Source organism: Herbiconiux sp. 11R-BC, assembly GCF_049472555.1.
Lineage (GTDB): Bacteria > Actinomycetota > Actinomycetes > Actinomycetales > Microbacteriaceae > Herbiconiux.
This window is the reverse complement of the sequence record NZ_JBCEBO010000004.1, coordinates 164,189-189,739: the sequence shown is the minus strand read 5'-3', so window position 1 is coordinate 189,739 and position 25,551 is coordinate 164,189. Positions and strand designations below refer to the sequence as shown.

Sequence of the window (25,551 nt, the reverse complement as noted above, 5' to 3'; positions counted from 1 at the left end):
ACGAATCGGGTCACCGGCTTTCTTGGCATTGAGCCACACGAACGCAGGAGGCCCTTTTTGTTCAAAGCCGTCGCGAGGATCTTCCGGACTCCGGACCTCCGCCGAAAGATCGGCTTCACGCTCGGTATCGTCGCGCTGTTCCGATTGGGATCGTTCATTCCCGCACCCTTCGTGAACTTCGGGAACGTGCAGGCGTGTCTTGCCGCGAACCAGAACACCTCGGGCCTGTACGAGCTCGTCAACCTCTTCAGCGGTGGCGCTCTCCTGCAACTCTCCATCTTCGCGCTGGGGATCATGCCGTACATCACGGCCTCGATCATCGTGCAGCTTCTCCGAGTGGTCATCCCTCACTTCGAGACCCTCTACAAGGAGGGCCAGGCCGGCCAGAGCCGCCTGACGCAGTACACCCGCTACCTCACGATCGCCCTCGCCGTGCTGCAGTCGACGACGCTGATCACGGTGGCCCGCTCGGGTGCCCTCTTCGGCACCTCGACCGTGGCCGAGTGCGGGCAGCTGATCACGAACGACGCGTGGTACGCGATCCTGCTCATGGTCATCACCATGACGGCCGGTACCGGCGTCATCATGTGGATGGGTGAGCTCATCACGGAGCGCGGCATCGGCAACGGGATGTCGCTGCTGATCTTCACCTCGATCGCCGCCCGCTTCCCCGAGTCGCTCTGGCTCATCGCGCAGACCAAGAGCTTCGAGATCTTCTTGTTCGTGATCGTGGTCGGAATCGTCGTGATGGGGGCCGTGGTCTTCGTCGAACTCTCGCAGAGGCGCATCCCGGTGCAATATGCCAAGCGAGTGGTGGGACGGCGCACCTACGGGGGCAACAACACCTACATTCCGATCAAGGTCAACATGGCCGGTGTTGTGCCCGTGATCTTCGCCTCGTCGCTGTTGTATCTGCCAGCATTGATCGCGCAGTTCAACCAACCGCAACCGGGTCAGCAGCCGGCCGGCTGGGTCACCTGGATCAACAACTATCTGGTGCGCGGCGACCACCCGCTCTACATGCTGCTGTACTTCCTGCTCATCGTGGGCTTCACCTACTTCTACGTCGCGATCACCTTCAACCCCGAAGAGGTCGCCGACAACATGAAGAAGTTCGGCGGCTTCATCCCGGGAATCCGGGCAGGACGGCCGACGGCCGAGTACCTCGACTACGTGCTCACCCGCATCACCCTGCCGGGTTCGTTCTATCTGGGCCTGATCGCCCTGATTCCGTTGATCGCGTTGGCGGCCGTGGGCGCGAACCAGAACTTCCCGTTCGGTGGCGCGTCGATCCTCATCATCGTGGGTGTCGGACTCGAGACGGTGAAGCAGATCGACTCCCAGTTGCAGCAACGCCACTACGAGGGACTCCTGCGATGACCGAGACGGGGGGAGCAGTCGTGAACGGCTCGCTCCGCCTTCTCCTGATCGGCCCTCCTGGAGCCGGCAAGGGAACCCAGGCGGCGCGGCTCTCGGAGGCGTACAGCATCCCGGCCATCTCGACCGGCGACATCTTCCGTGAGAACGTGAAGAACGGCACCGCCCTCGGGGTGAAGGCCAAGGCCTTCATGGATGCCGGCCAGTACGTTCCCGATGAGCTCACCAACGACCTCGTGCGGGATCGACTCAGCCAGCCCGACGTGGCCGACGGCTTCCTGCTCGACGGCTACCCGCGCACGCTGCAGCAGGTCGAGGAGCTCGACGACATCCTCGGCGTCGACGGCGCCGCGCTCGACGCCGTCGTCGTGCTGACCGCCGACACCGACGAGGTGGTGCGCCGGCTCCTCAAGCGCTCCGCCGAGCAGGGTCGCAGCGACGACACCGAGGACGTGATCCGCAAGCGGCTCGAGGTGTACACCGAGCAGACCGCTCCGCTGGTGGACGTGTATTCCGGGCGTGGCCTCGTGGTCGACGTCGACGGTCTCGGCGAGATCGACGAGGTCACCGGTCGGATCATCGCCGCCCTCGCGAGTCGATGATCGGTCGCAACAAGGGCATCTACAAGACCCCGGCGGAGCTGCGGCTGATGGTTCAGCCCGGGCTCGTGACGGCCGCTTCGCTCGCGGCGGTGCGGGCCGCCATCCGCCCCGGCATCACGACGCTCGAGCTCGACCGGATCGCCGACGACACGATCCGGTCGCTCGGCGGGGTCTCCAACTTCCAGATGGTGCCGGGATACGTCCACACCGTCTGCGCCTCCGTGAACGAGGACATCGTGCACGGCATCCCCGGCGAACGGATGCTCGCGGCGGGCGACATCGTCTCGATCGACAGCGGCGCCGATGTGGGCGGCTGGAACGGCGACTCGGCCATCACGATCGTGCTCGACGATCCGACGCGCCCCGAGGAGGTCGCCGCCCGCCGCCTACTGTCCGACGTGACCGAGCAGGCTCTCTGGCACGGCATCGCTCGTCTCGCGGCCGCTCGCCACCTGAACGAGGTGGGCGAGGCGATCGAGGACTTCGTGGAGAGCCACCCGTCGACGCTCTCCGGAGCGCAGTACGGCATCCTCACCGACTACATCGGCCACGGCATCGGGCGCAGCATGCACGAGGCGCCGCCCGTGTTCAACTACCGCGTGCGCCAGCGCGGTCCGGAGGTGAAGCCGGGCCTGGTCGTGGCGATCGAGCCCATGATCACGGCCGGCACTACGGAGACCTTCACGCGCGAGGACGACTGGACCGTCGCCTCCGCCGACGGCAGCATGTCGTCGCACTGGGAGCACTCGGTCGCCGTGCACGCGGACGGCATCTGGGTGCTCACCGCCGAAGACGGCGGCGCGGCCGGGCTTGCCCCGCTGGGTGTGACACCGGTTCCGATTCCCTGAGCGGGCATCCGCCGGATCAGGTGTCCATGACGTGCACGAGCTCGTCGATGAACGACGGGAAGTCGACGGCCCGCTTGACGATGCGCTGAACGTCGTCGCGGTCGGAGAACACCTCCACCAGCTGATCGAACACGTGCTGGAAGGCCTTGCGCCCGCTCTCGCTGAAGGCGATGAGCGCGATCACGTTCACCCGGTTGTCGCCCCAGGCCATCGGCGTCTCGTTGATGACGATCGAGATGGCAGTGCGGGAGGCGCTCATCGCCATCGCGTGCGGAACGGCGATGGTGTCGGTGAAGGCCGTCGACGACATCCGCTCGCGTTCGATGGCACCCTCGACGTAGCTCTCGTCGATGACTCCGATGCCGACCATCGCGTCGCCGAGTGTGCGGATCATCTCCGCTTCGCTGGGCGCGGCCAGATTGCGCGCGAAGAGCCGCTCGTCGAAGTACTGCAGCAGCTCGTCCTTGATCTGCATGCGACGCCGGTGCCGGCGCACCGTGGCGATGGCCCGGCGAATGGCCTCGAAGTCGACGGCCGTGAGGAAGGGCTGGATGACCACCACGTTGTCACGCGCGGTCGGTGCCTGGATGGTGGTGACCACGATGTCGGAGGAGAGCGCCGACCAGTCGACGTCGGCGCGGGTGATGACCACGTCGACCTGGAGCTCGGCACCGAGCTCGGCCACGAGCTTGTCGCGCAGGATGACGTGCATGTCGTAGTAGCCCGGGCAGACGATGGCACAGCTCACGCGCTCGTCGCGAAGACTCGTGCGTTCGAGGTAGGAGCCGACGTGCAGCGCGATGTAGGCGATCTCGTCGTCGTTGATGACGATGCCCTCGCGCCGCTGCACCTGGCTGGCGATGAACACCGCCAGCTCGTAGATCATCGGGAACGAGCCCTTGATGGAACGGGTCATCGGGTTCCGCGAGTAGGAGTTCTCATGGGCGCGCGCCACCAGGTTGCGCACGTGCAGGCTCAGCCGCACGATGAAATCCTCGTCGTCGAGATCGACCAGGTATTCGTCGCTCGCCAGCCGGGCGATGCGGCGCATCGCCTCCAGATCGTCGCCGGCCAGGTAGTTGTGGGCGATGCTCTCGGTGGGCTCGTCGTGGCCCGGCGTGAGCACACGGGTGGTGAGCAGGACCGAGAGGTAGGCGAGCTCGCGGGGGCTGAGCGCGGCCTGGAAGTGTGAACGGATGAGGCCGTCGAGCTGCGCGGCGATCGCCCGGATGGCGTCGGAGACGGGCACGCCGTCATCCGGATCGATCGACTGCTTCTTCGACACCCGATCGACGGCGATCGCGATGTGCAGCAGCACGTTGTTGATGGAGTACTCGTTGACGAAGAAGCCGTTGCCGTCGAGCATGGCGATGAGGTCGGACTTGAACGCACCGAGGTTCTTCGACGAGAACTCACGCTGGATGTTCTCCAGATCAAGGAAGCCCTGGGCGCTCTCGTCGCGGAAGATGCGGCTGAGGAGCCGCCGCCGGTTGAGCTCGGTTCCGGCCAGGGAGACCATGCTGCCCCGCCGGACCAGAGCGAGGCCGGCCTCCTCGACGAGGAGCTTGACCTTGCGCAGATCGGCCTCGACGGTGGACTCGCTCACGAACATCGACGCGGCGAGATCGTAGACGTCGAGGCCGTCGAGCGCGTCACCGAGTCCTCGGATGATGAAGTGCACGCGCTCCCGGGGGCTGCCCGGCTCCGTCTCGCGCGTGCGCAGCTCCGCGCGGAAGGTGGCGTAGGCTTCGCGATTCAGCCGGTAGCCGCTCGTGGAGGAGGCGATGACCTCGAGCGGCTTCGCCGCGGTCTTGACACTCGTCACGTAGCTGCGCACGCTGCGCGTCGAGACGCCGAGGCGGTCGGCGAGCTCACCCGCCGTCATCCACTCGTCGGACTCGGCCAGGTACTCCAGCAGCCGCTCGTACTTCTCGCTCATGTCCCGTCATCTCCGGGCACCGCCGTGCCGGCGGGCTCTTGCCGAACCAGCGTACCCGGCGAGCATCCGAGGCCCACCGTTCCTGGGAAATCAAGGTGGCGCCCCGGATGCCCGGCCCGCTCACAGAATGGCTTCCGGGGGTGAGGAAGGAAGGCTGCTTGAACGCGGAAGCCTGCTGACCGAGGATTCTTGGAGATCGAAGCAGGACGCGAGGAGGCGTGCGTGGAAAAAGTTCTGATCGTCTGCGGCGCAGGAGCATCGAGCACTTTCCTCGCTCTCCGGCTGCGCGGGGTCGCTCGCGCTCGCGGCCTCGACCTGACCATCGAGGCCGCCACCCGGGCCGACCTCGACGAGCGGCTCGCCGCGACGGATGTCCTGCTCGTCGGCCCGCACCTCGCGGAGCAGTTCGACGATCTGCTCGACCTCGCCTCGGCGAAGGGCGTGCAGGCCGCCTTGCTGCCGGGTACGGTGTTCGGGCCGGAGGGCGCCGAAGAGGCGGCCGACCTGATCGAAGAGCTTCTCGAGAACGCGCGGAGTTCGGTGACAGGCTCAAGGCAGAGCCGAAATAAGGAGATCGAAAATGGCTGAACGAACCGTCGAGATGGCATCGAAGCACGGGCTGCACGCACGCCCGGCCACCATCTTCACCCAGACCGTCGCCAAGTCGGGCCTGCCCGTGCAGATCTCGAAGTCGGGCGGCAAGTCCGTCAACGCCGCGAGCATCCTGGGCGTCATCTCGCTCGGCATCGAGCAAGGCGACACCCTCACCCTCGTCTCCGACGCGGAGGCGGCCGACGCACTGCTCGACGAGCTCGTGACCCTGCTCAGCACCGACCTGGACGCCGAGTGATGGCCGGGACGACGATCCTCCACGGCACCGGAATCGGCCGCGGCATCGCCGTGGGCCCCGTGCTCCGCATGCCCGACCCGCTTCCCGAGCCCGAAGACACCGCCAGCACTCTCACCGCGGACGCCGAGAAGGAGCGCGCCCGCGCCTCCCTCGCCGCCACGGCCGCGATCATCCGCCATCGCGGCGAGCGGGCCGGCGGCTCGGCAAAGGACGTGCTCGAGGCTCAGGCCTTCATGGCCGAGGACCCGACCCTGATCGACGACGTCGGAGAACGCATCGACTCGGGCAAGACCGCCGAGCGCGCGGTCTTCGAGGCCTTCGCCGCCTTCCGGGAGCTGCTCGTGAGCATGGGCGGCTACATGGGCGAGCGTGCCACCGACCTCGACGACGTCTCCCAGCGCGTGGTCGCGCACCTCCGGGGCGTGGCCGCTCCTGGTGTGCCGGACCCCGACTATCCGTTCGTGCTCGTCGCCCGCGACCTCGCCCCCGCCGACACCGCCCTGCTCGACCTCGGCAAGGTGCTGGCGCTCGTGACGAGCGACGGCGGACCGACCTCGCACACCGCCATCCTGGCCCGTGAGAAGTCGATCGTCGCCATCGTGGGCGTCACGGATGCTCTGAAGCTCGCCGACGGCACCGAGATCGTGGTGGACGCCGCGACCGGTTCGGTCACGGTCTCGCCGAGTGACGAGGAGCGCGCCGCCGCCGTGGCGCACGCGGCCGAGATCGCCGCCTCGCGGAACTCCGCGACCGGCCCCGGCCGGCTCGCCGACGGTACCGCCGTGCCCCTGCTGGCCAACCTCGGCTCCGCCGACGGCGCCGCGGATGCGATCGCGAAGGGGGCGGAGGGCGTGGGCCTGTTCCGCACCGAGTTCCTCTTCCTCGACTCCACGAGCGCCCCGACCGTCGAGGAGCAGAAGGCGCAGTACGTTCGCCTGCTCGAGGCCTTCGCGGGCAAGAAGGTGGTCGTGCGTGCGCTGGACGCCGGAGCCGACAAGCCGCTGAGCTTCCTTAACGACGCCCCCGAGGAGAACCCCGCGCTCGGCCTCCGCGGTCTGCGCGCGCTCCGTGCCAACGAGCCGATCCTGCGCGACCAGCTCCGCGCGCTCGCCGCCGCCGACGCCGAGACCGACGCGGATGTCTGGGTGATGGCCCCGATGGTCTCCACCGTCGAGGAGACCCGCTACTTCACCACCCTCGCCCGCGAGTGCGGCCTGAAGACCGCCGGCGTCATGGTGGAGGTGCCCTCGTCGGCGCTGCTCGCCGACCGCATCCTTGCCGACGCCGACTTCGCGTCGATCGGCACCAACGACCTCACCCAGTACACCCTGGCGGCCGACCGCCTGCTGGGTTCGGTGGCGTCGTTCCAGGACCCCTGGCATCCGGCCGTGCTGAAGCTCGTGGGGGAGGTCGGCAAGGCCGGTGCCGCCACCGGCAAGCCCGTCGGCATCTGCGGCGAGGCCGCGGCCGACCCGCTGCTCGCCGTGGTGCTCGTGGGCCTCGGCGCGACCACACTCTCGATGTCGCCGTCGGCCCTCGCCGACGTGCGCGCCGAACTCGCGCGCTTCACCCTCGGCGACGCGCAGCGCTTCGCCGCCCTCGCCCTCTCGGCGAACAGCGCCGTCGAGGCCCGCGCGGCGGTGACAGCGGCCGCGGCCGCGACCACCTGACGTTCCACCGCACCACACCGCACCACCACCGAGTCATTTCCGCAGCAACACCCGACAACCACAGAAACGGAGAAGCCGTCATGACAACGACGTCACCCACCAAGGCGGGAGGTGCCCGTATCCGCGTCCAGCGATTCGGAACCTTCCTCTCCGGCATGGTCATGCCGAACATCCCCGCGTTCATCGCGTGGGGCCTGATCACCAGCCTCTTCATCGCCACCGGATGGCTGCCCAACGGAATCCTCGGCGGCTTCGGCAACGCGGATGCCATCGGCTGGTCGGGCGCGGCGACCGCGCTCGCCGCAGCTCCCGACGGCACGACCTTCCCGCAGTATGTCGGGCTCGTGGGGCCGATGATCACCTACCTGCTGCCGCTGCTCATCGCGAACACCGGTGGCCGCATGGTCTACGGCGCCCGAGGCGGCGTCGTCGGCACCATCGCGACCATGGGCGTCATCGTCGGCGCGAACATCCCGATGTTCATCGGCGCGATGATCATGGGTCCGCTCGGTGCCTGGTTGATCAAGAAGGTCGACAGCATCTGGGCCGGCAAGATCCGCGCAGGGTTCGAGATGCTGGTCGACAACTTCTCGGCCGGCATCCTCGGCGGCCTTCTCGCGATCGCCGGCTTCTTCGGAATCGCCCCGGTCATCCAGGGCCTGTCGAAGGCGCTCGAGACCGGCGTGGACTGGCTGATCTCGGCCCACCTGCTGCCGCTGGCCTCGATCCTCGTCGAGCCCGGCAAGGTGCTGTTCCTCAACAACGCCATCAATCACGGTGTCTTCACGCCGCTGGGCGTGCAGCAGGTCGCCGACCAGGGCAAGTCCATCCTGTTCCTGATCGAGGCGAACCCCGGCCCCGGTCTGGGCATCCTGCTCGCGTTCTCGATCTTCGGCATCGGCCTCGCGAAGGCGAGCGCCCCCGGCGCCGTGATCATCCAGTTCTTCGGCGGCATCCACGAGATCTACTTCCCCTACGTGCTGTCGAAGCCGATGACCATCCTGGCGGCGATCGCCGGTGGTGCGACGGGCGTCGCGGTCAACGTGCTCTTCAACTCCGGCCTGCGCGCACCGGCCTCCCCGGGCAGCATCATCGCGGTGCTCGCCCAGACCGCGCCGGACAGCTACATCGGCGTCATCCTCTCGGTGATCGCGGCCGCCGCGGTGTCGTTCATCGTGACCGCCATCATCCTGCGGGCCAGCCGCAAGCGCGACCTCGAGCGCGGGGAAACGGGCGACCTCAGCTCCGCCATCGCCCAGACCGAGGCCAACAAGGGCAAGGAGAGCTCGGTGCTCGGCAACCTGCGCGCCGAGGGCATCCCCGCCGTCGACGCCGAAGCCGTGGCCGAGCGGACCTCGCTGCTCACCGACACCCGGCCGATCTCGAACATCGTGTTCGCCTGCGACGCGGGCATGGGGTCGAGCGCGATGGGGGCATCGGTTCTCCGCAACAAGATCAAGAAGGCCGGCATCGACGGAGTCACCGTGGTGAACAAGGCGATCGCTAGTCTCGAAGACGACGTCGACCTCGTGATCACCCAGCGCGAGCTCACGCCCCGGGCGCAGGAACGCACCCCGAGCGCCGAGCACGTGTCGGTCGACAACTTCATGAACAGCCCGCGCTACGACGAAGTCGTGGAGAAGCTGAAAGAGCAGCACGCCGCCCGCTAGGCGACGCGCAGGAGGAAGGACGATCCCCATGGCCGTTTTGGAACCGACGCAGATCCGGCTCTCCGGCACCGCCCGCACCAAGGAGGACGCGATCGCCGAGGCGGCCGCCATCCTGGTCGCGGCCGGCGCCGTCGAACCCGGGTACCTCGACTACATGCTCGAGCGCGAGCGCACGGTCTCGACGTACATGGGGAACTTCCTCGCCATCCCGCACGGCACGAACGAGGGCAAGGACACGATCCTCGACTCCGCGCTCTCGTTCGTGCGCTACGACGAGCCCCTCGACTGGGGCGGCGAAGAGGTGCGTTTCGTGGTCGGCATCGCGGGCAAGGACAACGGGCACATGGAGATCCTCACCAAGATCGCCATCGTGTTCAGCGAAGACGACGACGTCGCGAAGCTGCTCGAGGCCCAGACGCCCGAGCAGATCCTCGACATCCTCGGCGACATCAACGACTGACCCCGGGAGGGCATCATGAAGGCAGTTCACTTCGGCGCAGGCAACATCGGCCGCGGATTCGTGGGGCTCATCCTGCACGAGGCCGGATACGAGGTGGTCTTCGCCGACGTGAACGCCGAGCTCATCGACGCCCTCGCGGCCTCGTCGAGCTACGAGGTGCACGCGGTGGGGGAGAACGCCTCCACCACCACGGTCACCGGCTACCGCGCCCTGAACAGCGCGAGCGACGAGGATGCGGTGGTGGCGGAGATCGCGACCGCCGAGATCGTGACGACCGCGGTGGGCCCGAACATCCTGAAGTTCGTGGCCCCCGTAATCGCCCGCGCGCTCGAGGCCCGCGACGAGGCTCTCCCCGGCCTCGTGGTGATGGCGTGCGAGAACGCAATCAATGCCACGGACGCGCTCCACGGGCACATCGAGGAGCGGCTCGGCGCCGAATCCCCGGCCCTCGCGAAAGCCGTGTTCGCGAACACCGCCGTCGACCGCATCGTTCCGAACCAGGCGCCCGGCGCCGGCCTCGACGTGACCGTGGAGGACTTCTTCGAGTGGGCCATCGAGTCCGGCCCCTTCGGCGACTCCGTGCCGTCGATCCCGGATGCGCACTTCGTGCCGGACCTCGCCCCCTACATCGAGCGCAAGCTCTTCACCGTGAACACCGGCCACGCGACCACGGCCTACCACGGCTGGCTCGAGGGAGCGACGACGCTCGCCGACGCCCTCGCCGTTCCGCAGGTCTTCGCGGAGGTCAAGGCGGTGCTCGCCGAGACCAAAGCGCTGCTCGTGGCCAAGCACGAGTTCGACCCCGCGGTACAGGAGGCCTACCTCGAGAAGAACCTCGTGCGCTTCGCGAACCCCTACCTCACCGACACCCCGGAGCGTGTCGGACGTCAGCCGCTGCGCAAGATCAGCCGGCACGAGCGGTTCATCGGCCCAGCAGCGGAGCTCGCCGAGCGCGGACTGCCCACGGATGCGCTGCTGCGGGCCGTCGCTGCCGCGCTGCGCTTCGATGCGCCGGCCGACCCGCAGAGCGCGGAGCTCGCCGGCCTGCTCGACACCCTGAGTGCGGAGGAGTTCGCCGATCAGGTCTGCGGCATCGAGCCCTCGCATCCGCTCTTCGGCGACCTGGTGGGCGCTATACGATCCGTGGACGGATCCTCATCATGAGTGCAGATTCGCCAGGGTCGCGGTCGATCGCCGAGCGGCTCTCACAATCAAGTAGATCAGCGACGCGGTGAGCACGGCGATCAGGCCGGCCGTGACCGCCGTAGCCGCGTCGGGGCTGACTACCGATTGGCCCCGCGCGGCCTGCCAGACCAGCAGGACGAAAATGCCTGCGTAGCCGAGTGCTATAGCTCCCACCAACCGGGTGCGCACGCCCTCATGCTGCAGCATGCCGATGCGCCTGGAGAGCAGATTGAGTGCGAAGGCAACGATGAGGAGAACCTGCAGGCCGTGCAGACCGACGAAGTGCGGAACTCGAAGATCGCCTCCGGTCGCGCTCCAGTCCGTCACGAACATGCCATTGCCATCCGGATCGCCGATGCCGTGACCGCCCACCAGCGGAACCAGCCGGTCGTTCGAATCGCTCACGAGTCGAGGAGTACTTCCTGCGGTCGTGCTGAGCGCCAGTGCGCTGACCATGCTGGCAACGGCCAAGGTGAGCCCCGCGCGGATCGCCAGAGCAATTGTCCGGTCGTCCCTTCGCTGGACGATCACTATGACTGCGATCACGAAGCTAGCGATCAGCAGTGGCATGATTCCGATGGAAAACGCGGCCTGGACGATCTGGGCGACAGGATCGGTGCCGTTGTTGAAATGGCTGAACGTGCCTAGGGAAGCGGCATACACGACGGCGGCCACATCCACCGCCCCGGCGATTGCGAAGGCGGTCCCCGTCCACCACGCGAATCGGTGGCCACGGCGAAGGAACCCGAGCATCCAGGCGAGTGTCGTGCTGTAAATGGCGAGCCCGATACCGAATTTGAGTGGTTTGACCCAGACCGACTCGCCGAGCAGCGTACGGTCGTCCGCGAGCAGTCCGACAGTAGACACGATGACGAGCACGGCCATGAGCGCTGCATGTGCCAAGAGGGGTCCGTGCCACTTGGAGGCGGACCGAAGCGATTGCCGGGAGGGGGACATGTGGGCTCTTCAATTCTCTTCTAGGAAAGAAATGAATATAGCTCAATTCAGCACGTCGGCACTATACGATCGGTCGACGCATTTCGCTGATTGCGCCCGGGCGTTTCTTAGCGTAAGCTCGATCTTTGGTGTTTTCGGCCGATTTTCGCGTGCCGATTCTCCGCAAGACCAGCACAGACTACTTGAGTGACAGTGAGGCTATGGCCAAAAAAGACGGTGTTATCGAGATCGAGGGCGCAGTCGTCGAAGCTCTCCCGAACGCAATGTTCCGGGTGGAATTGACGAACGGCCACAAGGTCCTTGCCCACATCTCGGGCAAGATGCGTCAGCACTACATCCGCATCCTCCCCGAGGACCGTGTGATCGTGGAGCTGAGCCCCTACGACCTCACCCGTGGCCGGATCGTCTACCGCTACAAGTAGTTCCTATTCCTATAGGGCGCGCTGGAAAGTAACGGCCCGGTCGTCATCGGGTACGAGGACAGCGAAGAGAGAAAATAATATGAAGGTCAACCCCAGCGTCAAGCCCATGTGCGAGCACTGCCGCGTCATCCGTCGTAACGGACGCGTCATGGTGATCTGCAAGAGCAACCCCCGCCACAAGCAGCGTCAGGGCTAGTAGTACCGAACACCCAGAAAAGGCAGTGCCAGATGCCGCCCGGTGAGAACCGGGCGGCGGACACCCCCGGTCGGAGGCCGGAGCACAGGCACTGTCCCATACCTCCACTCATCAACAGGAGATAGCCACAATGGCACGTCTAGCAGGAGTTGACATTCCCCGCGACAAGCGCGTGGAAGTAGCCCTCACATACATCTACGGCGTCGGCCGTACGCGCGCCCTCAAGGTGCTCGCCGACACCGAGATCTCGGGAGACATCCGGGTCAAGGACCTGAGCGACGACCAGCTGGTCGCCCTCCGCGACTACATCGAGGGCAACTACAAGGTGGAGGGTGACCTCCGCCGTGAGGTGGCCGCCGACATCCGCCGCAAGGTCGAGATCGGCTCGTACGAAGGTGTCCGCCACCGCAAGGGCCTCCCCGTGCGCGGACAGCGCACCAAGACCAACGCTCGTACCCGCAAGGGCCCGAAGCGCACCGTCGCCGGCAAGAAGAAGGCCGGCCGCTAAGCGCGCCGACTGACCAGGATTCCAGGAGATATATATGGCAACCCCCAAGTCGGCCGTTCGCAAGCCGCGCAAGAAAGAGAAGAAGAACGTCGCCGTGGGCCAGGCCCACATCAAGTCGACCTTCAACAACACCATCGTGTCGATCACCGACACCACCGGTGCCGTCATCAGCTGGGCCTCCTCGGGTGGCGTCGGCTTCAAGGGCTCGCGCAAGTCGACCCCGTTCGCCGCGCAGCTCGCTGCCGAGTCGGCCGCGCGCCAGGCTCAGGAGCACGGCATGAAGAAGGTCGACGTGTTCGTCAAGGGACCGGGCTCCGGCCGCGAGACCGCGATCCGCTCGCTCCAGGCCGCCGGCCTCGAGGTGGGCTCGATCAACGACGTCACCCCGCAGGCGCACAACGGATGCCGCCCGCCCAAGCGTCGCCGCGTTTGACCTTTCCGATGTAGCCCGCCGGCGGAGTGCTCCAGGCACTCCGCCGGTGAGGTCGTTCTCCACAACTCAATACCTCTGCACATGAGTGTCATATAGCGGACACTCAGCCGAAAGGAAAAACAGTGCTCATTGCACAGCGCCCCACTCTCACCGAGGAGAACATCTCGGAGTTCCGCTCGCGGTTCGTCATCGAGCCGCTGGAGCCCGGCTTCGGGTACACCCTCGGCAACTCGCTCCGCCGCACGCTGCTCTCATCGATTCCGGGTGCTGCTGTCACGAGCATCCGCATCGACGGCGTGCTGCACGAGTTCAGCACCATCCCCGGTGTGAAGGAAGACGTCACCGAGATCATCCTCAACGTGAAGGGCCTCGTCGTCTCCTCCGAGCACGACGAGCCGATCACCGCCTACCTGCGCAAGCACGCTTCGGGTGAGGTCACCGCGGCGGACATCTCGGCTCCGGCGGGTGTGGAGATCCACAACCCCGAGCTCGTCATCGCGACCCTCAACGACAAGGCCAAGTTCGAGCTCGAGCTCATCATCGAGCGCGGCCGCGGCTACGTGTCGGCCACCCAGAACCGCAGCGAGTTCTCCGAGGCCGGGCAGATCCCGATCGACTCGATCTACTCGCCCGTGCTCAAGGTCACCTACCGCGTCGAGGCCACCCGTGCCGGGGAGCGCACCGACTTCGACCGCCTCGTGGTCGACGTGGAGACGAAGCAGGCCATCACGCCGCGCGACGCCATCGCCTCCGCCGGTCGCACCCTCACCGAGCTGTTCGGTCTCGCCCGCGAGCTGAACACCGCCGCCGAGGGCATCGAGATCGGCCCCGCGCCGGTCGACGCCGTGCTCTCCTCGGAGCTCTCGGTTCCGATCGAGGACCTCGACCTGTCGGTGCGCTCCTACAACTGCCTCAAGCGCGAGGGCATCAACACGGTGTCCGAGCTCGTGGCGCTGTCGGAGACGCAGCTCATGAACATCCGCAACTTCGGTCAGAAGTCGGTCGACGAGGTGAAGGACAAGCTCGTCGAGCTCGGCCTGTCGCTCAAGGACACCGTTCCTGGATTCGACGGAGCCCACTTCTACGGCGGATACGACGACGAGAACGTCTGAGACGTTCGTCGCCCGCTGATCAACCCGACCAACTGACCCACATCTGGAGATAAGAAATGCCCAAGCCAACCAAGGGACCCCGTCTCGGTGGCGGACCGGCGCACGAGCGCCTGCTCCTCGCGAACCTGGCTGCCGCCCTGTTCACCCACAAGAGCATCAAGACGACCGAGACCAAGGCCAAGCGGATGCGTCCGCTGACCGAGCGTCTCATCACCTTTGCCAAGCGCGGAGACCTGCACGCCCGTCGTCGCGTGCTCGCCGTGATCGGTGACAAGGCCGTCGTGCACGAGCTCTTCACCGAGATCGCCCCGCTCATGGCGGAGCGTGAGGGTGGCTACACGCGCATCACCAAGCTCGGCTTCCGCAAGGGCGACAACGCCCCCATGGTGCAGATCGAGCTCGTTCTCGAGCCCGTCGCCCCGAAGAAGAAGGCGGCTCCGAAGTCGTCGGCCAAGGCTGAGGCTCCTGCCGCTGCTGCGCCCGCCGAGGACGAGGTCGTCGAGACCCCGGCCGAGGACGCTGCGGAGACCGAAGAGGCCCCCGTGGAGGAGACCGAGACGGTCGAGACCAGCGAGCCCATCGCCGAGGAGGAGCCCGCCGAGGCTCCTGCCGAGGACGACAAGAAGTAACACCGAGCGCACCGCGCTCCGTTGCACGAAGGCCCCGCACCCGCAAGGGTGGCGGGGCCTTCGTCGTAGAATCGACTCCGTGCAATCCGAGACGAGAACCTGGCGGCTCCGCCTCGGGATCGCGTACGACGGCACCGACTTCTCGGGCTGGGCCCGGCAGCCGGGCCTCCGCACCGTGCAAGGCGCGCTCGAGGAGGTGCTCGCGACGCTCTTCCGGCGCTACCCGCCGGCGCCTCTCCTGGCCGTGGCGGGGCGAACGGATGCCGGCGTGCACGCATCCGGCCAGGTCGCCCATCTCGATCTGAGCGACGCGCAGCTGCGGAGCCTCCGGCGCCGGGGCGACGACGCCTCGACGATGGCACCCGTGGCCCTGGCCGCGCTGCTCGGCAAGAGGATGAACGGCATCCTCGGTGCGGAGTCCGATGTGGCGGTGACGAGCTCCACGATCGCCCCAGCTGGATTCGACGCCCGCTTCTCCGCCGTGTGGCGCCGCTACGAATACCGGGTGGCGGATGCGGCGGCCCCGCTCGACCCACTGCTGCGGCGCACGACGGTGCGGCATCCGGCCGTCCTCGACGTCGACGCGATGGACTCGGCCGCCCGTGCGCTGCTTGGGCTCCACGACTACGCGACGTTCTGCAAGCCACGCGAGGGTTCGACCACCATCCGTACGCTGCAGTCGTTCGTGTGGACGCGTGAGCCGGGGGGCGTGCTCACCGCCCGTCTGCAGGCCGACGCGTTCTGCCACAGCATGGTCCGGGCGCTCGTGGGCGCCACCGTGGCCGTGGGCGACGGCTCGCTCTCCGGACCCGATCTCGTGCGGCTCCGCGACGAACGGAGACGCACCGGCGCCTTTCTCGTGATGCCGGCGAAGGGCCTCGTGCTCACCGAGGTGGGCTATCCGCCCGACGCGGAGGTGGCCGAACGGGCCGAGCGCACGAGGGCGCGTCGCGACCTCATTTGACCGGGGGAGTGGTATCGCGTAACCTAGACCCTTGGTGTCCGTGCCTCGTGCCGTCCACCCGTAGTTGAGCCCTCCATCGGATGCGTTCGCCCTGAGTCTCAGGGAAAACGCCCACCGGAGTGGGATTCACGAACTCCTCACTCGAACAAGAAAGCAGCACTACTGTGACGCGTACTTACACCCCGAAGGCCAGTGAAGTCCAGCGCGGCTGGGTCATCATCGACGCCACCGACGTGGTCCTCGGCCGTCTGGCCAGCCACGCCGCCGCCATCCTGCGCGGCAAGAACAAGGCCACCTTCACCCCGCACATGGACATGGGCGACTTCGTCATCATCGTGAACGCCGACAAGGTCGCGCTCACCGGTTCGAAGCTCGCGCAGAAGAAGGCCTTCCGCCACTCCGGCTACCCGGGCGGCCTCACCGCCGTCTCGTACTCCGAGCTGCTCGAGAAGAACCCCGAGCGCGCCGTCGAGAAGGCGATCCGCGGCATGCTGCCGAAGACCTCGCTCGGCCGTGACCAGTTCCGCAAGCTGAAGGTCTACGCAGGCCCTGAGCACCCGCACGCTGCTCAGCAGCCCACCCCGTACATCCTCGACCAGGTCGCCCAGTAGCGTCCCGCGTTCGTTCAGCAGACTCAGACAAAGGACTTATCACTACCGTGGCGAAGATCGCAGACCAGATTGACGTGGCTCCCGAGAGCTACTCCACCGAAACCCCGGCCGATGAGGCGCCCCGTGCGCCCCGTGCCGTTCTCAACGTCTCCGGCGCAGCCGTGGGCCGTCGCAAGCAGGCCATCGCCCGCGTGCGCCTCGTTCCCGGTTCGGGCACCCTCTCGGTGAACGGCCGCGAGTTCGCGGACTACTTCCCGAACAAGCTGCACCAGCAGCTGATCACCGACCCCTTCAAGGTGCTCGACCTGATCGGCTCCTACGACGTGGTCGCGAAGATCACGGGCGGTGGCCCCTCCGGCCAGGCCGGTGCGCTCCGTCTCGCCATCGCTCGCGCGCTGAACGAGATCGACCGTGAGAACAACCGACCGAACCTGAAGAAGGCGGGCTTCCTCACTCGTGACGCCCGCGTCATCGAGCGCAAGAAGGCCGGTCTCAAGAAGGCCCGTAAGGCGTCGCAGTTCTCGAAGCGCTAATCGCGCTTCGGCTCTACGCTTAGCGTATGGCTCGCCTGTTTGGCACCGATGGGGTGCGTGGGCTCGCGAACCAGGACGTCACCGCCGACCTCGCTCTTCGGATCGCTCAGGCCGGTGCACGCGTTCTGGGGGCCGAAGCCCGAGATGCCGGTCGTCGACCGGTCGCGGTGGTCGCGCGCGACCCCCGGCAGTCCGGCGACTTCATCGCGGCTGCCGTCTCCGCCGGTTTCGCGAGCTCCGGCGTCGATGTCCTCGACGCCGGAGTTCTGCCGACCCCGGCCGCCGCGTTCCTGATCGCCGACATCGGAGCGGATTTCGGCGTGGTGATCTCCGCATCCCACAATCCGGCGCCCGACAACGGCATCAAGTTCTTCGCGCGCGCCGGCAAGAAGCTGCCCGACGACGTGGAGATCGCGATCGAGGCGGCCCTCGAGCATCCGCAGCTCACGCCGCTCGGCGGTGACATCGGGCGCATCAAGCGGTTCGCGGATGCGGAAGACCGCTACGTGGTGCATCTGCTCACGACGCTCCCGCACCGGCTCGACGGCATCCACGTGGTGCTCGACTGCGCCCACGGCGCGGCGGCCGGCGTCTCGCCCGAGGCCTTCAGCCAGGCGGGCGCCCGCATCACCGTGATCGGCAACGACCCGACCGGCATGAACATCAACGACGGAGTGGGCTCGACGCACCTCGACAAGCTCGCCGCCGCGGTGATCGCCGCGGGTGCCGACGTGGGCATCGCGCACGACGGCGACGCAGACCGCTGTCTGGCCGTGGATGCGCAGGGCAACATCGTCGACGGCGACCAGATCATGGCGATCCTCGCCCTGGCTCAGCTCGAGCGCGGCAACCTGCGGGAGAACACCCTCGTGGCCACCGTGATGTCCAACCTCGGCCTCAAGGTCGCGATGGCCAAGCACGGCATCACGATGCTCGAGACCCGGGTGGGCGACCGCTACGTGCTCGAAGCCATCAACGACCGCGGGCTCTCGCTCGGCGGCGAGCAGTCTGGGCACATCATCTTCGCCGACCACGCCACCACCGGCGACGGCATCCTCACCGGCCTGCAGCTGCTCAGCCAGATGGCGGCCAGCAAGAAGAGCCTCGCCGAGCTCGCGAGCGTGATGAAGGTGTACCCGCAGACCCTGGTGAACGTTCGCGGCGTCGACCGCGAGGGCGTGTCGACGGATGCGGTGCTCGCGAACGCCGTCGCGGAGGCCGAAGCCGACCTCGGCGAGACCGGGCGCGTCCTGCTGCGCCCCTCCGGCACCGAGCCGCTCGTGCGCGTGATGGTGGAGGCCGGCGACCAGGCCACGGCCGACCGCATCGCGAACCAGCTCGCCGACGTGGTGCGCCAGCGCCTCTCGACCGGTGTGGAGCGCGCGCTCTAGCTGTACTTGGCCATGACGTTGGTGACAGGTTCGGGGTTGTGAATTAGCGAGGCCTCCTGGCTTAGTGGAGCTGTCTAGTTCTTCACTGCCAGGAGGCCTCGTGTCCCACGCTAATGCCCGTTTGACGACCCATGGAAGAGCACTGCTCGTCTCGCGAGTGACCAACGACGGTCGCCCGGTCGCTCACGTCGCCAAAGAACTCGGCGTCTCCCGCCAGACTGCCCACAGGTGGGTGCGACGATTCAGAGCCGAGGGTGAGGCGGGTCTGGTGGATCGCTCGAGCCGCCCGATCAGCTCGCCGACGAAAACGCCTCCGGAACGGGAAGCGGCTGTTCTGGAAGCCCGAGCACGGCTACGGACGGGACCTGCGAACCTGGCCCGAGAGACCGGGGTTCCGGCCCGGACCGTCACCCGCATCCTGACCCGCTACCAAATACCCACTGGTCGCCTGTGACCCGTTGACCGGGCAGGTCATCCGGGCGACCCGGACCACGGCGAACCGATATGAGCGAGAACGGCCAGGTGAGCTGGTCCACATCGATGTCAAGAAACTCGGCCGCATCCCTGACGGCGGCGGCTGGAAAGCCCACGGGCGAAGCGAAGCCGTCCGCGGTCGTGGCATCGGATTCGACTACGTCCACGCCCTCGTCGATGACCACACCCGGGTCGCTTACGCCGAAATCCATCCCGACGAGAAAGGAGCCACCGCGGCCGGGTTCCTGATCCGAGCCGCCGCGCACTTCGCAACCCACGGCATTACCCGCATCGAACGAGTCATCTCGGACAACGCCCTCGCCTACCGAAAATCAGCCGCATTCAAAGCAGCAGTCGCTGACCTCGGCGCCGAGCAGCGGTTCATCAAACCGCACTGCCCCTGGACTAACGGCAAAGTCGAGCGCTTCAACCGCACCCTGCAGAACGAGTGGGCATACCGGCAGATCTTCACCAGCAACCAAGCCCGCTACGACGCCCTTGCACCCTGGCTCAACCACTACAACACTGGACGCATCCACACCAGCCACGGCCTCACACCCACAGCCCGAGTGTCAACAACCTGATGGCCGAGTACATCTAGAGCTTGCGGAGGAGGACCTTGTTGACCTTGTGGTCGGAGTCCTTCTGGAGCACGAGGGTGGCCCGTGAGCGGGTGGGCCGGATGTTCGCCATCAGGTTGGGCAGGTTGATCGAGGCCCAGATGCCCTTCGCCGTCTCCCGGGCCTCCGCCTCGGAGAGTGCCGCGTAGCGGTGGAAGTAGGACTTCGGATTCGCGAACGCGCCGCGCTGCAGGTCGAGGAAGCGGCTCTCGTACCACGTCGCGATGTCGGTGGTGCGGGCATCCACGTAGAGCGAGAAGTCGAACAGGTCGCTGACGGCGAGCGTGTTGCTCGCCGCGGGGGGTTGCAGCACGTTGAGACCCTCGACGATGAGGATGTCGGGCTGCCGCACCACGATCTGCGCATCGGGCACGATGTCGTAGCTGAGGTGCGAGTAGTAGGGCGCGCGCACCTCGGGATTGCCGCTCTTCACCGCGCTCACGAAGCGCAGCAGGGCCCGCCGGTCGTAGGACTCGGGAAAGCCCTTGCGGTGCATGATGCCCCGGCGCTCGAGCTCGGCGTTAGGCAGCAGGAAGCCGTCGGTGGTGATCAGTTCGACCCGAGGGGTGTCGGCCCACCGGGCGAGCAGCTCGCGCAGGAGACGTGCGGTGGTGGACTTGCCGACGGCCACCGATCCGGCGACGCCGATGACGAAGGGCGTGCTCTTCGCGTGGTCGCCGAGGAAGTCGGTGGTGGCTCGGTGCAGCTGCTGCGCGCTCGTGGCGTAGAGGTTGAGGAGTCGCGCGAGCGGCAGATAGACCTCGGTGACCTCGCGCATGTCGAGCGGGTTGCCGAGGCCGCGCAGCTGCACGATCTCGGTCTCGGTGAGCGGCTGCGGGGTCATCGGCGCGAGGGCGGCCCAGTGAGCGCGATCGAACTCCACGAACGGGCTGAACTGCGCGAAGCCGTGTGTCGAGGCGGAATCGGGCATAGGACTCCCATTCTGCCCGAACTCGGCACACCGGAGCGGCACGGTGCCCTGAGGGCTCGCTGTCAGGCAGCCCAGCGGCCTCGGCTAAACTCGCTCGCATGTGTGGAATCGTGGGTTACGTCGGCAACAACAGCAGTCTCGAGGTGCTCCTCGGCGGATTGCGCCGACTCGAATACCGCGGCTACGACTCGGCCGGCGTGGCCGTGATCGGCGACGACGGCTCGCTCTCGACCCGCAAGCGCGCCGGCAAGCTGGCGGTTCTCGCCGACGACCTCGAGGCGCATCCGATGGCCGACGGGCACACCGGGATCGGCCACACCCGCTGGGCGACGCACGGCGGGCCGACCGACGGAAACGCGCATCCGCACCTCGACGCCTCCGGACGCATCGCGCTCATCCATAACGGCATCATCGAGAACTTCGCGAGCCTCAAGCAGGAGCTGCTCGACGATGGCTTCGTCTTCGACAGCGAGACCGACACCGAGGTGGCGGCCAAGCTGCTCGGGCGCGAGTTCGAGGCCGGCGACGGACTGCCGGCCGCGCTCGGCCGGGTGGTCTCACGCCTCGAAGGCGCGTTCACACTCCTCGCCCTGCACCAGGACGAGCCCGGCATCGTGGTGGGCGCCCGCCGCAATTCACCGCTCGTGATCGGGCTGGGCGATGGCGAGAACTTCCTCGGCAGCGACGTCGCGGCCTTCGTGGAGCACACGCGCCGTGCCGTGGCCATCGGGCAGGACCAGATCGTGGTGATCACCCCCGATTCCGTGCTCGTCACCGATTTCGACGGCACCCCGGTCGAGGCGCACGAGTTCGAGGTGTCGTGGGACGCCTCCGCCGCCGAGAAGGGCGGCTGGTCGAGCTTCATGGCCAAGGAGATCAGCGAGGAGCCCGAGGCGGTCGCCAACACGATCCTCGGCCGCGTGGTCGGCGACCAGGTCGTGCTTCCCGAACTCGCCGACCTCGACGAGGCCCTGATCGGCATCGACCGCGTCATCGTGATCGCGTGCGGCACGGCGAGCTACTCGGGGATGCTCGGGCAGTACGCCATCGAGAAGTGGGCCCGTGTGCCGGTCTCGGTGGAGCTCTCGCACGAGTTCCGCTACCGCGAGCCGGTGCTCACGCCCTCGACGCTCGTGGTGTCGATCAGCCAGTCCGGCGAGACCATGGACACGCTGATGGCCGTGAAGTACGCCATCGCGAACGGCGCCCGCACGCTGTCGATCTGCAACACCCAGGGCGCCACCATCGCCCGCGAGTCGGATGCGGTCATCTACACGCACGCCGGCCCGGAGGTCGCCGTCGCGTCGACGAAGGCCTTCGTCGCGCAGATCACCGCCCTCTACCTGTTCGGCCTGCACCTGGCGCGGGTGCGCGGCGCCCTGGAGCCGGCGGTGGCGGCCGCACAGCTCGCCGAGCTGCAGGCCGTGCCCGCGAAGATCGAGCGCGTGCTGAAGAACGCGCCCGAGATCACGCAGCTGGCCAAGTGGATGTCGGACTCGCGGGCCGTGCTCTTCCTCGGCCGTCACGTCGGCTACCCGATCGCCCTGGAGGGCGCCCTCAAGCTCAAGGAGCTCGCCTACATCCACGCCGAGGGCTTCGCCGCCGGCGAGCTCAAGCATGGGCCGATCGCCTTGATCGAGCCGGGCCAGCCCGTGTTCGTCGTGGTTCCGTCGCCGCGCGACCCCAACTCGCTGCACTCGAAGGTGGTGTCGAACATCCAGGAGATCCGGGCCCGCGGCGCGCGCATCCTCGCGATCGCCGAGGAGGGCGACGTTGCGGTGCTGCCCTTCGCCGACGAGGTGATCCGGATCCCGCTCGCGGCGCCCCTGTTCGAGCCGCTGCTGACCGTCATCCCGCTGCAGCTGTTCGCGATGGAACTCGCGACCGCCAAGGGCCTCGACGTCGACCAGCCGCGGAACCTGGCGAAGTCCGTCACGGTCGAGTAGGCCGTCGTGATCGTCGGTGTCGGGGTCGACCTGGTCGACGTCGCGCGATTCGAGCGCTCGCTGGAGCGCACGCCCCGGCTGCTCGAGCGCTTGTTCGCTCCCAGCGAACGGGCACTGCCGGTGCGGTCCTTGGCCGCTCGGTTCGCCGCGAAAGAGGCGCTGATCAAGGCCGTGGGGCACTCCACCGAGTTCCGCTGGCACGACATGGAGATCGTCTCCGACGAGCATCGCAACCCGGCCTTCGCGTTCTCGGGCGGAGTCGCCGCGGCGCTCGCCGAGATCGGCGCCGCGCGCGTGCACCTCAGCATGTCCCACGACGGAGGCAGCGCGATGGCCTTCGTGGTGGCGGAAGGAGACGAGCGATGACGGCGACGGCACGCGAGGTCGCGCCCGACGCGGCTCCTGCCCTGCGGCGCGCAGTGGTGGATGCGGCGGCGATCACCGCGAACGTCGCCCACGTCGCCGAGACGGTGGCACCGGCCGCAGTGATGGCCGTGGTGAAGGCGAACGGCTACGGCCACGGCGCCGAGCGTGCCGCTCGTGCGGCCCTCGACGGCGGGGCGAGCTGGCTCGGGGTGGCCGACGTCGACGAGGCCCTCGCCCTGCGCTCCGCGGGATTCACGACGCCCGTGCTGGCCTGGCTGCACGGCGCAGACCCCGTGTTCGAGGCCGCCGTGGCGAACGACATCACCCTCGGCATCAGCACCCGGCTGCAGCTCTCGCGCGCGCTCGAGGCGGGAACCTCGGCGACGCCCGCCCGGGTGCACCTCAAGGTGGACACCGGGCTCGGGCGCAACGGCATCGAGCGCAGCGACTGGGCAGCCGTGTTCGAGGCTGCGCAGGCGGCCGAGGCGAGCGGGCGCATCCGGGTCGACGGGATGTTCAGCCACCTCTCGAACGCGAGCGACGACGACGACCTCGCGCAGCTCGCCGCCTTCGAGGAGGCTACGGAGCTGGCCCGCGCCACCGGGCTCGATCCGGCTGTACGCCACCTCGCCGCCACGGCGGGGGCGCTGCGGCTGCCGGCGACGCGCCTCGACCTGGTGCGGCTCGGCGTGGGCATGTACGGCCTCTCGCCGTTCGACGACGCCACGCCGGCCGAGCTCGGTCTGCGCCCCGCGCTGCGTCTGGAGACCCGGCTCATCTCGGTGAAGCGCGTGCGGGCAGGCACCGGGGTCTCCTACGGCTACACCTACCGCCCCGAGCACGACTCCTGGCTCGGCCTGGTGCCGCTCGGCTACGCCGACGGGATACCCCGGCACGTCTCGAACACGGGGAGCGTCTGGGTCGGCGGTTCCGTGCATCCGATCGTCGGGCGGGTGGCGATGGACCAGTTCGTCGTCGACCTCGGCGACCACGAGGCCGCGGTGGGCGACCGGGTCGTGCTCTTCGGCGACGGTGCCGCGGGCCATCCGACGGCCGGCGACTGGGCCGAGGCCGCCGGAACCATCAACTACGAGATCGTGACGCGCCTCGGCCGCCGGGTGAAGCGGGTGCCGGAATGAACGCACGGACCCAGGCGGCACCGGAGCGGAGCGGAGCGGCACCGCGGCGTGAGGCCGTGATCGACCTCGACGCCTTCCGCCACAACGTGCGCACGCTCTCCGAGCTCGCCCGGCCCGCCGAGACCATGCTCGCCGTGAAAGCGGATGCGTACGGGCACGGCATGGTTCCGCTCGCCCGGGCCGCCCTCGAGGCCGGCGCGAGTTCGCTCGCCGTGCTCGACATCCCGGCCGCGCTCGCCCTGCGCGAAGCCGGCATCACCGCGCCCGTCTTCGCCTGGATGCACGACCCCGACGCTCTGTTCGGAGAGGCCGCCGAGGCCGACATCGACCTCGGCATCTCGGCGGTCTGGCAGCTCGACGCCATCGCGGCCGCCGGCGCTTCCCGGGCCCCGCGCGTGCATCTCAAGGTCGACACCGGGCTGAGCCGCAACGGCGCCACGGAGGAGGACTGGCCGGGGCTCGTGCAGGCTGCGCTCGACTCTGAGCGGCAGGGGGTGGTGCGCGTACACGCCGCCTGGTCGCATCTCGCCGACGCCTCGCCGGAGGACGACGCGGTCGCCCTCGCCCGGCTGCACCGCGCCGTGGCGGTGGCGGAGGACCTCGGCGCCCGCTTCGAGCTGCTGCACCTGGCGGCGAGTTCGGCGGGCATCCGGATGCCCGAGGCCCGCCTCGGCCTCGTGCGCTTCGGCATCGCGGCCTACGGCATCTCGCCCTTCGACGACCGCACCGGGCGCGACCTGGGACTCCGGCCCGTGATGACACTCCGGGCACCCGTGGTGTCGGTGAAGCGCGTGCCGGCCGGCCATGGGATCTCGTACGGGCTGACCTACCGCACGGCGGCGGAGTCGACCCTCGCGCTGGTTCCGCTCGGCTACGCCGACGGCATCCCGCGCATTGCCGGCGGCCGTTCCGAGGTCTGGATCAACGGCAAGCGCCATCCGATCGCCGGCCGCATCGCCATGGACCAGTTCGTGGTGGACGTCGGCGACGACGAGGTGGCCGTGGGCGACGAGGTGGTCGTGTTCGGTGAAGGGGACCGGGGAGAGCCGACCGCCGAGGAGTGGGCGGGCTTCGCGGACACCATCGGCGACGAGATCGTGGCCCGGGTGGGCGAACGCGTCTCCCGGGTCTATCTGGGGGAGAGCGAGCAGGAGCGATGAGCGCGGATGCACGCGCGGCGCTCGCCGCGATCGGGTCGCCGCGCGAGATCGCGGACCCCGAGGCGATGCACGAGTTCGGCGTGAGTCTGGCCGGGTTGCTCGGCGCCGGGGACGTGGTGCTGCTCACCGGAGAGCTCGGCGCGGGCAAGACCACCTTCACCCGCGGCCTCGGCGAGGGACTCGGGGTGCGGGGGCCGGTGACGAGCCCGACCTTCGTGCTCGCGCGCACGCATCCCTCGCTCACGGGCGGACCGGCCCTGGTGCACGTCGACGCCTACCGGCTCGGCAGCGCCCTCGAGCTCGACGACCTCGACATCGACTTCGCGCACTCGGTCGTGGTGGTGGAGTGGGGCGCCGGCATGATCGAGGCGCTCACCGACTCGTACCTCTCGATCGAGATCGATCGCCCGCTCGGCGCCGGGGCGGAGCGCGGCTCCGCCGCCGTCGAAGCACTCGACCCCTCCGAGGAGCCGATCGAGCCGCGGCAGGTGCGCCTCACGGGCGTCGGCCCGCGCTGGAGCTGAGCGTCCGTCGGGTCCTCGGGTCCTCGAGTCCTCA

At 68.1% G+C, this 25,551-nt stretch carries 27 protein-coding genes and 1 pseudogene; 25 read left to right on the top strand and 3 right to left on the bottom strand.

All coding sequences use genetic code 11. The features are described 5' to 3' along the window. The first annotated feature begins 57 nt into the window (after window positions 1-57). Genes secY through map form a run of 3 tightly spaced genes read left to right on the top strand, consistent with a single transcriptional unit; the run spans window position 58 to window position 2,827 of the window. Window positions 58-1,380 carry a preprotein translocase subunit SecY gene (gene secY, locus VD659_RS11705; RefSeq protein WP_137837163.1) on the top strand — a complete coding sequence of 441 codons (1,323 nt, stop codon included), beginning with the start codon at window positions 58-60 and terminating at the stop codon, window positions 1,378-1,380. Then, window positions 1,377-1,979: an adenylate kinase gene (locus VD659_RS11700; RefSeq protein ID WP_423261256.1), complete on the top strand. Its 603-nt coding sequence runs from the start codon at window positions 1,377-1,379 to the stop codon at window positions 1,977-1,979. The genes secY and VD659_RS11700 overlap by 4 nt, the downstream gene beginning before the upstream one ends. Further along, window positions 1,976-2,827, top strand: a complete 852-nt coding sequence (gene map / locus VD659_RS11695) for a type I methionyl aminopeptidase (protein ID WP_423261255.1) — start codon at window positions 1,976-1,978, stop codon at window positions 2,825-2,827. The genes VD659_RS11700 and map overlap by 4 nt, the downstream gene beginning before the upstream one ends. A 16-nt stretch (window positions 2,828-2,843) precedes the next feature. On the opposite strand, the gene VD659_RS11690 is transcribed toward map, so the two are convergent. Further along, window positions 2,844-4,766 carry a BglG family transcription antiterminator gene (locus VD659_RS11690; RefSeq protein ID WP_423261254.1) on the bottom strand — a complete coding sequence of 641 codons (1,923 nt, stop codon included), beginning with the start codon at window positions 4,764-4,766 and terminating at the stop codon, window positions 2,844-2,846. A 222-nt stretch (window positions 4,767-4,988) separates the two neighbouring features. Here VD659_RS11690 and VD659_RS11685 point away from each other — a divergent pair, with 222 nt between their 5' ends. The 6 genes from VD659_RS11685 (at window position 4,989) to VD659_RS11660 (ending at window position 10,580) form a co-directional block, all read left to right on the top strand. Continuing rightward, a complete protein-coding gene (locus VD659_RS11685) occupies window positions 4,989-5,354 on the top strand; it encodes a PTS sugar transporter subunit IIB (protein WP_423261253.1) in 366 nt (121 codons plus the stop codon). Continuing rightward, window positions 5,347-5,616, top strand: coding sequence for an HPr family phosphocarrier protein (locus tag VD659_RS11680; protein WP_423261252.1), 270 nt, complete (start codon window positions 5,347-5,349; stop codon window positions 5,614-5,616). The genes VD659_RS11685 and VD659_RS11680 overlap by 8 nt, the downstream gene beginning before the upstream one ends. After that, entirely contained in the window at window positions 5,616-7,286 is a 1,671-nt protein-coding gene (gene ptsP / locus VD659_RS11675) for a phosphoenolpyruvate--protein phosphotransferase (RefSeq protein WP_423261251.1), read from the top strand. The genes VD659_RS11680 and ptsP overlap by 1 nt, the downstream gene beginning before the upstream one ends. A gap of 80 nt (window positions 7,287-7,366) precedes the next feature. Then, complete coding sequence (locus VD659_RS11670) at window positions 7,367-8,956, top strand: PTS mannitol transporter subunit IICB (RefSeq protein ID WP_423261250.1); 1,590 nt, start codon at window positions 7,367-7,369, stop codon at window positions 8,954-8,956. 28 nt (window positions 8,957-8,984) lie between these two features. After that, complete coding sequence (locus tag VD659_RS11665) at window positions 8,985-9,416, top strand: PTS sugar transporter subunit IIA (RefSeq protein WP_137837155.1); 432 nt, start codon at window positions 8,985-8,987, stop codon at window positions 9,414-9,416. 15 nt (window positions 9,417-9,431) lie between these two features. Beyond that, window positions 9,432-10,580, top strand: a complete 1,149-nt coding sequence (locus tag VD659_RS11660) for a mannitol-1-phosphate 5-dehydrogenase (protein WP_423261249.1) — start codon at window positions 9,432-9,434, stop codon at window positions 10,578-10,580. On the opposite strand, the gene VD659_RS11655 is transcribed toward VD659_RS11660, so the two are convergent. Further along, entirely contained in the window at window positions 10,575-11,486 is a 912-nt protein-coding gene (locus VD659_RS11655) for a hypothetical protein (protein WP_423261248.1), read from the bottom strand. The genes VD659_RS11660 and VD659_RS11655 overlap by 6 nt on opposite strands. A gap of 272 nt (window positions 11,487-11,758) precedes the next feature. Between VD659_RS11655 and infA the strand changes: the two genes are divergently transcribed. From infA to VD659_RS11600, 11 genes and pseudogenes are all read left to right on the top strand, one after another. Then, window positions 11,759-11,980: a translation initiation factor IF-1 gene (gene infA / locus VD659_RS11650; protein WP_022883252.1), complete on the top strand. Its 222-nt coding sequence runs from the start codon at window positions 11,759-11,761 to the stop codon at window positions 11,978-11,980. Between the two features lie 79 nt (window positions 11,981-12,059). Then, window positions 12,060-12,176, top strand: a complete 117-nt coding sequence (gene rpmJ, locus VD659_RS11645; protein ID WP_085018765.1) for a 50S ribosomal protein L36 — start codon at window positions 12,060-12,062, stop codon at window positions 12,174-12,176. A gap of 130 nt (window positions 12,177-12,306) precedes the next feature. After that, window positions 12,307-12,684 carry a 30S ribosomal protein S13 gene (gene rpsM, locus VD659_RS11640; protein ID WP_137837153.1) on the top strand — a complete coding sequence of 126 codons (378 nt, stop codon included), beginning with the start codon at window positions 12,307-12,309 and terminating at the stop codon, window positions 12,682-12,684. A 34-nt stretch (window positions 12,685-12,718) separates the two neighbouring features. Continuing rightward, on the top strand, window positions 12,719-13,117 hold the full coding sequence (rpsK, locus tag VD659_RS11635) for a 30S ribosomal protein S11 (RefSeq protein ID WP_022896808.1): 399 nt from the start codon (window positions 12,719-12,721) through the stop codon (window positions 13,115-13,117). A 122-nt stretch (window positions 13,118-13,239) separates the two neighbouring features. Further along, on the top strand, window positions 13,240-14,229 hold the full coding sequence (locus tag VD659_RS11630; RefSeq protein WP_137837152.1) for a DNA-directed RNA polymerase subunit alpha: 990 nt from the start codon (window positions 13,240-13,242) through the stop codon (window positions 14,227-14,229). Window positions 14,230-14,285: 56 nt separating this feature from the next. Beyond that, window positions 14,286-14,858, top strand: a complete 573-nt coding sequence (rplQ, locus tag VD659_RS11625) for a 50S ribosomal protein L17 (RefSeq protein ID WP_423261247.1) — start codon at window positions 14,286-14,288, stop codon at window positions 14,856-14,858. Window positions 14,859-14,937: 79 nt separating this feature from the next. Continuing rightward, window positions 14,938-15,822 carry a tRNA pseudouridine synthase A gene (locus tag VD659_RS11620; protein ID WP_423261246.1) on the top strand — a complete coding sequence of 295 codons (885 nt, stop codon included), beginning with the start codon at window positions 14,938-14,940 and terminating at the stop codon, window positions 15,820-15,822. Between the two features lie 164 nt (window positions 15,823-15,986). Further along, a complete protein-coding gene (rplM, locus tag VD659_RS11615; RefSeq protein ID WP_137837149.1) occupies window positions 15,987-16,433 on the top strand; it encodes a 50S ribosomal protein L13 in 447 nt (148 codons plus the stop codon). A 47-nt stretch (window positions 16,434-16,480) separates the two neighbouring features. Next, entirely contained in the window at window positions 16,481-16,966 is a 486-nt protein-coding gene (gene rpsI, locus VD659_RS11610; RefSeq protein WP_137837148.1) for a 30S ribosomal protein S9, read from the top strand. 26 nt (window positions 16,967-16,992) lie between these two features. Beyond that, window positions 16,993-18,357, top strand: coding sequence for a phosphoglucosamine mutase (glmM, locus tag VD659_RS11605; protein ID WP_423261245.1), 1,365 nt, complete (start codon window positions 16,993-16,995; stop codon window positions 18,355-18,357). Window positions 18,358-18,457: 100 nt separating this feature from the next. Beyond that, a pseudogene (locus VD659_RS11600) lies at window positions 18,458-19,415 on the top strand (IS481 family transposase). Between the two features lie 13 nt (window positions 19,416-19,428). On the opposite strand, the gene coaA reads toward VD659_RS11600, so the two are convergent. Then, window positions 19,429-20,382: a type I pantothenate kinase gene (coaA, locus tag VD659_RS11595; RefSeq protein WP_423261244.1), complete on the bottom strand. Its 954-nt coding sequence runs from the start codon at window positions 20,380-20,382 to the stop codon at window positions 19,429-19,431. A gap of 98 nt (window positions 20,383-20,480) precedes the next feature. Between coaA and glmS the strand changes: the two genes are divergently transcribed. Genes glmS through tsaE form a run of 5 tightly spaced genes read left to right on the top strand, consistent with a single transcriptional unit; the run spans window position 20,481 to window position 25,517 of the window. Then, the gene (gene glmS / locus VD659_RS11590; RefSeq protein ID WP_423261243.1) at window positions 20,481-22,328 is read left to right on the top strand and encodes a glutamine--fructose-6-phosphate transaminase (isomerizing); all 1,848 of its coding nucleotides are present in this window, start codon (window positions 20,481-20,483) and stop codon (window positions 22,326-22,328) included. Between the two features lie 6 nt (window positions 22,329-22,334). Beyond that, window positions 22,335-22,694, top strand: a complete 360-nt coding sequence (locus tag VD659_RS11585) for a holo-ACP synthase (RefSeq protein ID WP_423261242.1) — start codon at window positions 22,335-22,337, stop codon at window positions 22,692-22,694. Further along, the gene (gene alr, locus VD659_RS11580) at window positions 22,691-23,833 is read left to right on the top strand and encodes an alanine racemase (RefSeq protein WP_423261241.1); all 1,143 of its coding nucleotides are present in this window, start codon (window positions 22,691-22,693) and stop codon (window positions 23,831-23,833) included. The genes VD659_RS11585 and alr (VD659_RS11580) overlap by 4 nt, the downstream gene beginning before the upstream one ends. Further along, window positions 23,830-24,993, top strand: coding sequence for an alanine racemase (alr, locus tag VD659_RS11575; protein WP_423261240.1), 1,164 nt, complete (start codon window positions 23,830-23,832; stop codon window positions 24,991-24,993). The genes alr (VD659_RS11580) and alr (VD659_RS11575) overlap by 4 nt, the downstream gene beginning before the upstream one ends. Further along, a complete protein-coding gene (gene tsaE / locus VD659_RS11570) occupies window positions 24,990-25,517 on the top strand; it encodes a tRNA (adenosine(37)-N6)-threonylcarbamoyltransferase complex ATPase subunit type 1 TsaE (RefSeq protein WP_423261239.1) in 528 nt (175 codons plus the stop codon). Before alr (VD659_RS11575) ends, tsaE begins: the two co-directional genes overlap by 4 nt. Window positions 25,518-25,551 lie beyond the last annotated feature (34 nt).

Coding starts and splice junctions, on each gene's coding strand:
- VD659_RS11700 (WP_423261256.1), top strand. CDS start 1,377: ATGACCGAGACGGGGGGAGCAGTCGTGAACGGCTCGCTCCGCCTTCTC.
- map (WP_423261255.1), top strand. CDS start 1,976: ATGATCGGTCGCAACAAGGGCATCTACAAGACCCCGGCGGAGCTGCGG.
- VD659_RS11690 (WP_423261254.1), bottom strand. CDS start 4,766: ATGAGCGAGAAGTACGAGCGGCTGCTGGAGTACCTGGCCGAGTCCGAC.
- VD659_RS11680 (WP_423261252.1), top strand. CDS start 5,347: ATGGCTGAACGAACCGTCGAGATGGCATCGAAGCACGGGCTGCACGCA.
- ptsP (WP_423261251.1), top strand. CDS start 5,616: ATGGCCGGGACGACGATCCTCCACGGCACCGGAATCGGCCGCGGCATC.
- VD659_RS11670 (WP_423261250.1), top strand. CDS start 7,367: ATGACAACGACGTCACCCACCAAGGCGGGAGGTGCCCGTATCCGCGTC.
- VD659_RS11665 (WP_137837155.1), top strand. CDS start 8,985: ATGGCCGTTTTGGAACCGACGCAGATCCGGCTCTCCGGCACCGCCCGC.
- VD659_RS11660 (WP_423261249.1), top strand. CDS start 9,432: ATGAAGGCAGTTCACTTCGGCGCAGGCAACATCGGCCGCGGATTCGTG.
- VD659_RS11655 (WP_423261248.1), bottom strand. CDS start 11,486: ATGGCCGTGCTCGTCATCGTGTCTACTGTCGGACTGCTCGCGGACGAC.
- infA (WP_022883252.1), top strand. CDS start 11,759: ATGGCCAAAAAAGACGGTGTTATCGAGATCGAGGGCGCAGTCGTCGAA.
- rpmJ (WP_085018765.1), top strand. CDS start 12,060: ATGAAGGTCAACCCCAGCGTCAAGCCCATGTGCGAGCACTGCCGCGTC.
- rpsM (WP_137837153.1), top strand. CDS start 12,307: ATGGCACGTCTAGCAGGAGTTGACATTCCCCGCGACAAGCGCGTGGAA.
- rpsK (WP_022896808.1), top strand. CDS start 12,719: ATGGCAACCCCCAAGTCGGCCGTTCGCAAGCCGCGCAAGAAAGAGAAG.
- rplQ (WP_423261247.1), top strand. CDS start 14,286: ATGCCCAAGCCAACCAAGGGACCCCGTCTCGGTGGCGGACCGGCGCAC.
- glmM (WP_423261245.1), top strand. CDS start 16,993: ATGGCTCGCCTGTTTGGCACCGATGGGGTGCGTGGGCTCGCGAACCAG.
- coaA (WP_423261244.1), bottom strand. CDS start 20,382: ATGCCCGATTCCGCCTCGACACACGGCTTCGCGCAGTTCAGCCCGTTC.
- glmS (WP_423261243.1), top strand. CDS start 20,481: ATGTGTGGAATCGTGGGTTACGTCGGCAACAACAGCAGTCTCGAGGTG.
- alr (WP_423261241.1), top strand. CDS start 22,691: ATGACGGCGACGGCACGCGAGGTCGCGCCCGACGCGGCTCCTGCCCTG.
- alr (WP_423261240.1), top strand. CDS start 23,830: ATGAACGCACGGACCCAGGCGGCACCGGAGCGGAGCGGAGCGGCACCG.
- tsaE (WP_423261239.1), top strand. CDS start 24,990: ATGAGCGCGGATGCACGCGCGGCGCTCGCCGCGATCGGGTCGCCGCGC.